We start from the raw sequence: 6,550 nt of genomic DNA on the forward strand, positions 1-6,550 counted from the left end.
TATTTGTGTTGGTAAAAATAAACTTTTTCCACACAGAAATATAAATTCAAGTTTCTTCGATTAAAAAATACGAATGGATTGAAGGTATAACAAAGAAAATCGGTAAACTTAAAGGATATTTCGGTTGATTAAATGGACAGGAGATGCTATGATATAAATTGTCGCTTAAGAGATTAGCTTATAAAACGATGTATAAAAACAATTGACAACTTTTCATAACCATGATAAATTATTAATCGTTGCCACTTCATATTATACTAGTTTATTCCACAGTAGCTCAGTGGTAGAGCAACGAGCAAGACATCTGCCGAATGGACTTCGAGTTGTGAGGAGTGCGGCATCATCGAATTTCCTTGCAACACGACGAACAATCAATCACGTGGGATAAAACTAATTTAATAATCAGGAAACTTTATTTTAATATTCCACAGTAGCTCAGTGGTAGAACAACGAGCAAAACATCTGTCGAATGGGCTTCGAGTTGTGAGGAGTGCAGCATCATCGAATTTCCTTGCAACACGACGAACAATCACGTGGGATAAAACTAATTTAAAAATTAGGAAACTTTATTTTTAATATTCCACAGTAGCTCAGTGGTAGAGCAACGAGCAAAACATCTGCCGAATGGGCTTCGAGTTGTGAGGAGTGCGGCATCATCGAATTCCTTGCAACACGACGAACAATCAATCACGTGGGATAAAACTAATTTAATAATCAGGAAACTTTATTTTAATATTCCACAGTAGCTCAGTGGTAGAGCAATCGGCTGTTAACCGACCGGTCGTAGGTTCGAATCCTACCTGTGGAGCCAAATGGCGGCGTAGCTCAGCTGGCGAGAGCGTACGGTTCATACCCGTGAGGTCGGGGGTTCGATTCCCTCCGCCGCTACCAAATATGGCGGTCGTGGCGAAGTGGTTAACGCACCGGATTGTGGCTCCGGCATTCGTGGGTTCGATTCCCACCGATCGCCCCATTTAATATTTGAATTTGGACCCTTAGCTCAGTTGGTTAGAGCTATCGGCTCATAACCGATCGGTCGCAGGTTCGAGTCCTGCAGGGTCCACCATATTAAGGAGGTATACCCAAGTCTGGCTGAAGGGATCGGTCTTGAAAACCGACAGGCGGGTCAAACCGCGCGGGGGTTCGAATCCCTCTACCTCCTCCATACATATTTTATTTTTTTGCCTAAATAGGTTGGTCTCTATATCTTCATAGCAGTGAAAAGGGAAATTAAAATAGTAGAAGGCTCGGTAGCTCAGTCGGTAGAGCAACGGACTGAAAATCCGTGTGTCGGCGGTTCGATTCCGTCCCGAGCCACCATTTAACAAGCGTGATGCTTGTTTTTTTATTGTTTTTAAAAATGAAATTATTGGTTTACACTGTTTATATAGTAGTAATAATGCAAATAATTTGCATGAAAATGGAAGGAATGCTAATCTTCTAGGTAAGGAATATATTTCCTTAAAATGTATATTAAAAGGAGGAAAATCGGAAATGGCCAAATTTGAATTGCCACAATTGCCTTATGCGTATGACGCATTAGAACCAACAATTGATAAGGAAACAATGAATATCCATCATACGAAGCATCATAATACTTACGTTACAAATTTAAATGCTGCTTTAGAAGGATTGGATGATTTAGCAAATAAATCGGTAGAGGAACTTATTAGCAATTTAGATCAAGTGCCGGAAGAAAAGCGGACAGCTGTTCGAAACAACGGGGGCGGACATGCCAACCACAGTCTTTTCTGGAAAGTAATGTCTCCTAACGGCGGCGGGGAGCCTACTGGAGAATTGGCAGATAAAATTAATGAAACTTTTGGCAGCTTTGAAGCGTTTAAAGCGAAATTTGAAGAAGCGGCAAAAACTCGCTTTGGTTCCGGATGGGCTTGGCTTGTAGTAAATAACGGCAAGCTGGAAGTAACTAGCACACCGAACCAGGATTCTCCATTAATGGAAGGGAAAACACCTATTTTAGGTTTAGATGTTTGGGAGCATGCCTATTACCTCAAATATCAAAACAAACGTCCTGATTATGTATCTGCATTCTGGAATGTGGTAAATTGGGATCAAGTAGCCAAAAATTACGAAGCAGCAAAATAAATTAAACGGTACCGAGGGACCTATAGGAATAGAGGCCCCTCGGTTTTTTTATGCTGAATTATATCGGGTTCTGAGAAATTTTGTTTGTTTGCATATCTAATAGACATTCGTTCACACTAACAAAGGAATAAAGGGGTTTTTAGATATGCAATTTTCTCTCGGAAAAATCGATATAAGCCGTGATCTTATCTTATTATTATTGATAGGCGGATTGTATTCTCTCGGTATTTTCCTTTCCAATACGTTTGTAAATATCTATTTATGGCGGCAGTCAGGAGATTATGCAACGATTGGAGTATATAATTTTGCAATTAATTTGTTTCAGGGGATTGCCTTTATCCTCGCTGCAAGAATGGCCAAAAAAGTAGATCGGACGATCGTTATCCGCTTAGGTGTTTTTTTCCTGTCCATCTTTTTTTTATGTGTATTGCTTATCGGGGAAAATGCTTCAAAGTATAATTTTTTATTAGGAAGCTTGCTCGGAATTGGCTACGGCTTTTATTGGCTCGCTTTTAATATCCTTACATTTGAAATCACCGAGCCGGACACACGGGATTTTTTTAACGGTGTATTAGGTGTTTTGCAGTCGTTAGGCGGAATGATTGGACCAATTCTTGCAGGCTACATTATCACTAAGATGGATGCAAATATTGGATATACTACAATATTTTCCATTTCTTTTGTTCTGTTTGCCTGTGCCGTCATTACGAGCTTTTTTATTCAGCGCCGGCCCTCTGTCGGCAACTTTTATCTCCGGAGGATTATGCAGGAAAGAAAGAGAAATAACAATTGGCGAAGAATTTTAAATGCCCATTTTTTTCAAGGGTTGAGAGAAGGCGTTTTCGCGTTTATAATATCCATTTGGGTGTTTATCGTTACGAAAAGTGAGTTCGCCTTGGGTACCTTTAACCTCGTATTATCCGGACTTTCTGCTGTATTTTATCTTGCCGTGACAAAAACGGTAAAACCAGCGATGAGAAAAAAAGCAATTTTGCTTGGAGCGCTGCTTCTATACGGTGCCATCTTTCTTATTTTGTTTGAAATTAATTATACGTTGCTGATTATCTATGCCACGATTATCGGCATTGCCTATCCAATCATCTATGTTCCGTATGTTTCCCTGACATATGATGTCATCGGAAAAGGATGGAAAGCAGGGGAATTGAGAGTAGAATATATCGTTGTCCGTGAACTGTTTTTAAACAGTGGAAGAATGTTATCCATCATTGTTTTTCTTCTGTCCATTTCCTTTTTTGATCCAGAAATGATTATTCCTGTCATACTAGTTACGTTCGGTTTAGGTCATGTGATAATCTATATATTTGTCAAAAATATTTTTATTAAGAGCAGCAGCAAAGGGGAGGTTTTAGTTAAGGAACAAATTACCGACGAAAAAAACAGATAGTTATGGTAAAATAAATGGATGAATGTGGACATAAGGGGGAGTACGAAATGGAAAGAAGGAAGAGAAAAAAAAGAGAACAACTTCCCTTTCGCGTAAATATATTGTTTTTTATCATCTTTTTATTATTTTCAGTATTAATTTTGCAATTAGGCATCGTCCAAATATTAAATGGGGAAGATTTTCAAAAGGAAATAGAGAGGACGATTGAAGATACGACGAAAATTCCCGTCCCCCGCGGATTAATTTATGACCGCAATTATAACGTCATTGTCGATAATCAGCCGGTATATTCCATTACCTATACCCCGGCAAAGGGTACGCAAGCCGAAGAGCGGCTGGAAGTTGCAGAAAAATTGGCAAAGCTGATTGATATGGATGAGGAAGCGATCGAAAAACTTTCGGAAAGAAATTTAAAGGAATATTGGTATTTGAAAAATAAAAAGAAAGCAGACAAAAGATTTCCTCCGGAAGAGCATGGGGACTTAAGCAATGCGGAAGTATACAATGAAACGCTGGAACGGATTACAGAAGAGGATTTGCAGTCGATAACCGAAGATGAACTGGAAGTTATTGCAATCAAAAAGGAATTGGATAAAGCCTATGCTTTAACCCCGCAAATTGTAAAAAACGAGAATGTCACTCCAGAGGAATTTGCCCGGGTTGCAGAAAACTTGGATGATCTTCCGGGGATTAATGCAACGACCGACTGGAATCGGACGTATCCCCACGGAGAAACAATTCGCAGTCTGCTCGGTTCCATTACTACTCAAGAAGAAGGAATCCCTGCAGAAAAGGAACAATATTATTTAACGCGAGGCTACAGTAGAAATGACCGGGTTGGAAAGAGCGGCCTGGAAGAGTATTACGAAGATCTGCTCCGGGGAAGAAAAGAACAAATCCAATATACAACGACGAAAAATGGCAAAGTAATCGATGTGGAGACCGTTGTAAAAGGGGAAAGAGGGAAAGACCTCGTATTAACGATTGATTTGGAATTTCAGAAGGAAGTAGATAAAATTGTCCGGGAAGAATTGAAGACAGCTATTCAAAAATTCCCGTATCAAAATCGTTATTTAACAGATGCTCTTGCTGTCGTATTAAATCCGAATACGGGGGAAGTGCTTGCCGTTTCCGGACAGCACTTCGACCGGGAAGATAACGAATATCGTAATGAAGCTTTTCGGGTGCTGTATGATGCACACCGACCTGGATCGACTATCAAAGGGGCAACCGTATTATCAGGATATGAATCTGGAGTTATTTCTCCTGGACAAGTGTTTCAAGACCGTACAATTCAAATTGCTGGAACACCACCTAAAAGTTCCTGGAGAACTTTAGGTGCGGTAAATGATTATGATGCGCTTCGCATGTCTTCCAACGTGTATATGTTTTATATCGCATTAAGAATGGGCGGAGACTATCGCCATCCGTATCCAAACGGGAGTCCGGTAAATATTTCTAGAATCCAATTACAAGAAGGGTTCCAGAAAATGCGTAATTATTTCCATCAATTCGGTCTTGGCACGGAAACGGGGATTGACTTCCCATACGAAGAATTAGGTTACGTTGGGAATGACCCGCTTGCTGGTAACTTACTTGACTTAGCCATCGGCCAATATGATACGTATACTACGATGCAGCTTGCCCAGTATGTTTCAACGATTGCAAACGGCGGATATCGCATTGAGCCTCACTTTTTAAAAGAAGTAAGAACGCCAGATCCTGAGAATGATGGAGTAGGACCCATTTATAAGACAAAAGACACAAAAGTATTGAACCGGATTGAAATGGATCATATTGAGAGAGTACAGGAAGGATTCCGCCGGGCCTTCCAATCACCTGGAGGAACAGCTTCTTCATTCTTTAGCAATAAAGACTATAATCCTGCCGGAAAAACAGGTACTGCGCAAAATGAAATATGGGAAAACGGCGTTAAAATTGATACTCAAAACTTAACGCTTGTTGGTTACGCTCCTTTTGATGATCCCGAAGTTGCATTTGCCATTGTCGTTCCTCATCTTGGTAATGTAACAGGTCAGCACCCGATTAGCAATCGGATCGGGGAAAGGATTTTGGACACGTACTTTGAATTGAAGGAAAAAGGTTCAATATCAGATTCGGAAGAAGAGGAAGATACAGAGGAATAATAATAGGAAAATGCCTGGCTTCCAGGCATTTTTTGTATGCACAAAACTTAATGATAACATTGCAAAAAATTCACAGTAAATTAACATTGTCCGGCTATAATCTGACTATAGGAGGTTGAGTGAGGATGGCAGTTCGGGAACAATTTGATCAGGAACTTACCGATGTGAAAGACAATGTAATTCAGTTAGCAAGACTGTCCGGAAAAGCTCTGGAACAGGCAATTGATGCTTTATATAGTCAAAATACAGAAAAGGCTGAAGCAATTATTCAATATGATGCAAAAATTGACCGGATGGAAATGGAAATTAATGAAAAAGCGGTACTGCTAATAGCAAAACAGCAGCCGGTTGCAAAAGATTTGCGCCGGATTATTATGACACTAAGGATCGTTACAGATATTGAGCGAATGGCGGACAATGCGAAAAATATTGCCAATTCCACGATTCAGCTGGCCCAATATGAAACATCGGTTCCATTAAGCATACGGAATATGTACGAAAAAGTAACAAGCATGCTAAACCGGGCGATTCTTGCCTTTGAACATGAAGATATAACCTTGGCTAAACAATTGGCGGTCATGGATGATGAAATAGACGAGCTATATCATACGATGATCAGTGAGTTGCTAGGGGAAACAGCTACAAATCCGGAAAAAATACAGTATGTCATGCAAGTAGCCTTCATTGCCAGATATTTAGAAAGATTTGCCGACCATATTACAAATATCGGGGAAAGCATTTTATACTTAGTGAAGGGCGAAAATTACAAGCTATAAAGGAAGGTTCTATGTCAAATGTTGGGGTTAAGGCTACCGCGCTTGCGCTTGGTGGCCTCTTCCTTTATTGGTGAAATAAATTTCACCAATAAAGGAAGAGGAGTAAAAGGAAACTG

Annotated in this window: 4 protein-coding genes and 6 tRNA genes; all 10 read left to right on the forward strand. The window is 40.0% G+C overall.

The annotated features are described in order from the left end of the window. Positions 1 to 736: 736 nt before the first annotated feature. The 10 genes from IEV18_RS16060 (at position 737) to phoU (ending at position 6,434) form a co-directional block, all read left to right on the forward strand. A tRNA-Asn gene (locus IEV18_RS16060) sits at positions 737 to 811 on the forward strand. A 3-nt stretch (positions 812 to 814) separates the two neighbouring features. Beyond that, positions 815 to 891 (forward strand) — tRNA-Met (locus IEV18_RS16065). A 6-nt stretch (positions 892 to 897) separates the two neighbouring features. After that, positions 898 to 973, forward strand: a tRNA-His gene (locus IEV18_RS16070). Positions 974 to 989: 16 nt separating this feature from the next. Further along, positions 990 to 1,066: transfer RNA gene (locus tag IEV18_RS16075), tRNA-Ile, on the forward strand. A gap of 6 nt (positions 1,067 to 1,072) precedes the next feature. Next, a tRNA-Ser gene (locus IEV18_RS16080) sits at positions 1,073 to 1,165 on the forward strand. Positions 1,166 to 1,244: 79 nt separating this feature from the next. After that, positions 1,245 to 1,320: transfer RNA gene (locus IEV18_RS16085), tRNA-Phe, on the forward strand. A 174-nt stretch (positions 1,321 to 1,494) separates the two neighbouring features. Next, positions 1,495 to 2,106, forward strand: a complete 612-nt coding sequence (locus tag IEV18_RS16090) for a superoxide dismutase (protein ID WP_188393384.1) — start codon at positions 1,495 to 1,497, stop codon at positions 2,104 to 2,106. 145 nt (positions 2,107 to 2,251) lie between these two features. Beyond that, a complete protein-coding gene (locus IEV18_RS16095; protein ID WP_188393385.1) occupies positions 2,252 to 3,511 on the forward strand; it encodes an MFS transporter in 1,260 nt (419 codons plus the stop codon). A 47-nt stretch (positions 3,512 to 3,558) separates the two neighbouring features. Continuing rightward, on the forward strand, positions 3,559 to 5,658 hold the full coding sequence (locus IEV18_RS16100) for a peptidoglycan D,D-transpeptidase FtsI family protein (protein WP_188393386.1): 2,100 nt from the start codon (positions 3,559 to 3,561) through the stop codon (positions 5,656 to 5,658). A gap of 125 nt (positions 5,659 to 5,783) precedes the next feature. After that, positions 5,784 to 6,434: a phosphate signaling complex protein PhoU gene (gene phoU / locus IEV18_RS16105; protein WP_188393387.1), complete on the forward strand. Its 651-nt coding sequence runs from the start codon at positions 5,784 to 5,786 to the stop codon at positions 6,432 to 6,434. The last annotated feature ends 116 nt before the right edge of the window (positions 6,435 to 6,550 follow it).

Source organism: Compostibacillus humi (genome assembly GCF_014637175.1).
Classification (GTDB): domain Bacteria; phylum Bacillota; class Bacilli; order Bacillales; family Amphibacillaceae; genus Oceanobacillus; species Oceanobacillus humi.

Excerpts from the sequence above, each read along its gene's own strand:
- IEV18_RS16090 (WP_188393384.1), top strand. The coding sequence starts at position 1,495 with ATGGCCAAATTTGAATTGCCACAATTGCCTTATGCGTATGACGCATTA.
- IEV18_RS16095 (WP_188393385.1), top strand. The coding sequence starts at position 2,252 with ATGCAATTTTCTCTCGGAAAAATCGATATAAGCCGTGATCTTATCTTA.
- IEV18_RS16100 (WP_188393386.1), top strand. The coding sequence starts at position 3,559 with ATGGAAAGAAGGAAGAGAAAAAAAAGAGAACAACTTCCCTTTCGCGTA.
- phoU (WP_188393387.1), top strand. The coding sequence starts at position 5,784 with ATGGCAGTTCGGGAACAATTTGATCAGGAACTTACCGATGTGAAAGAC.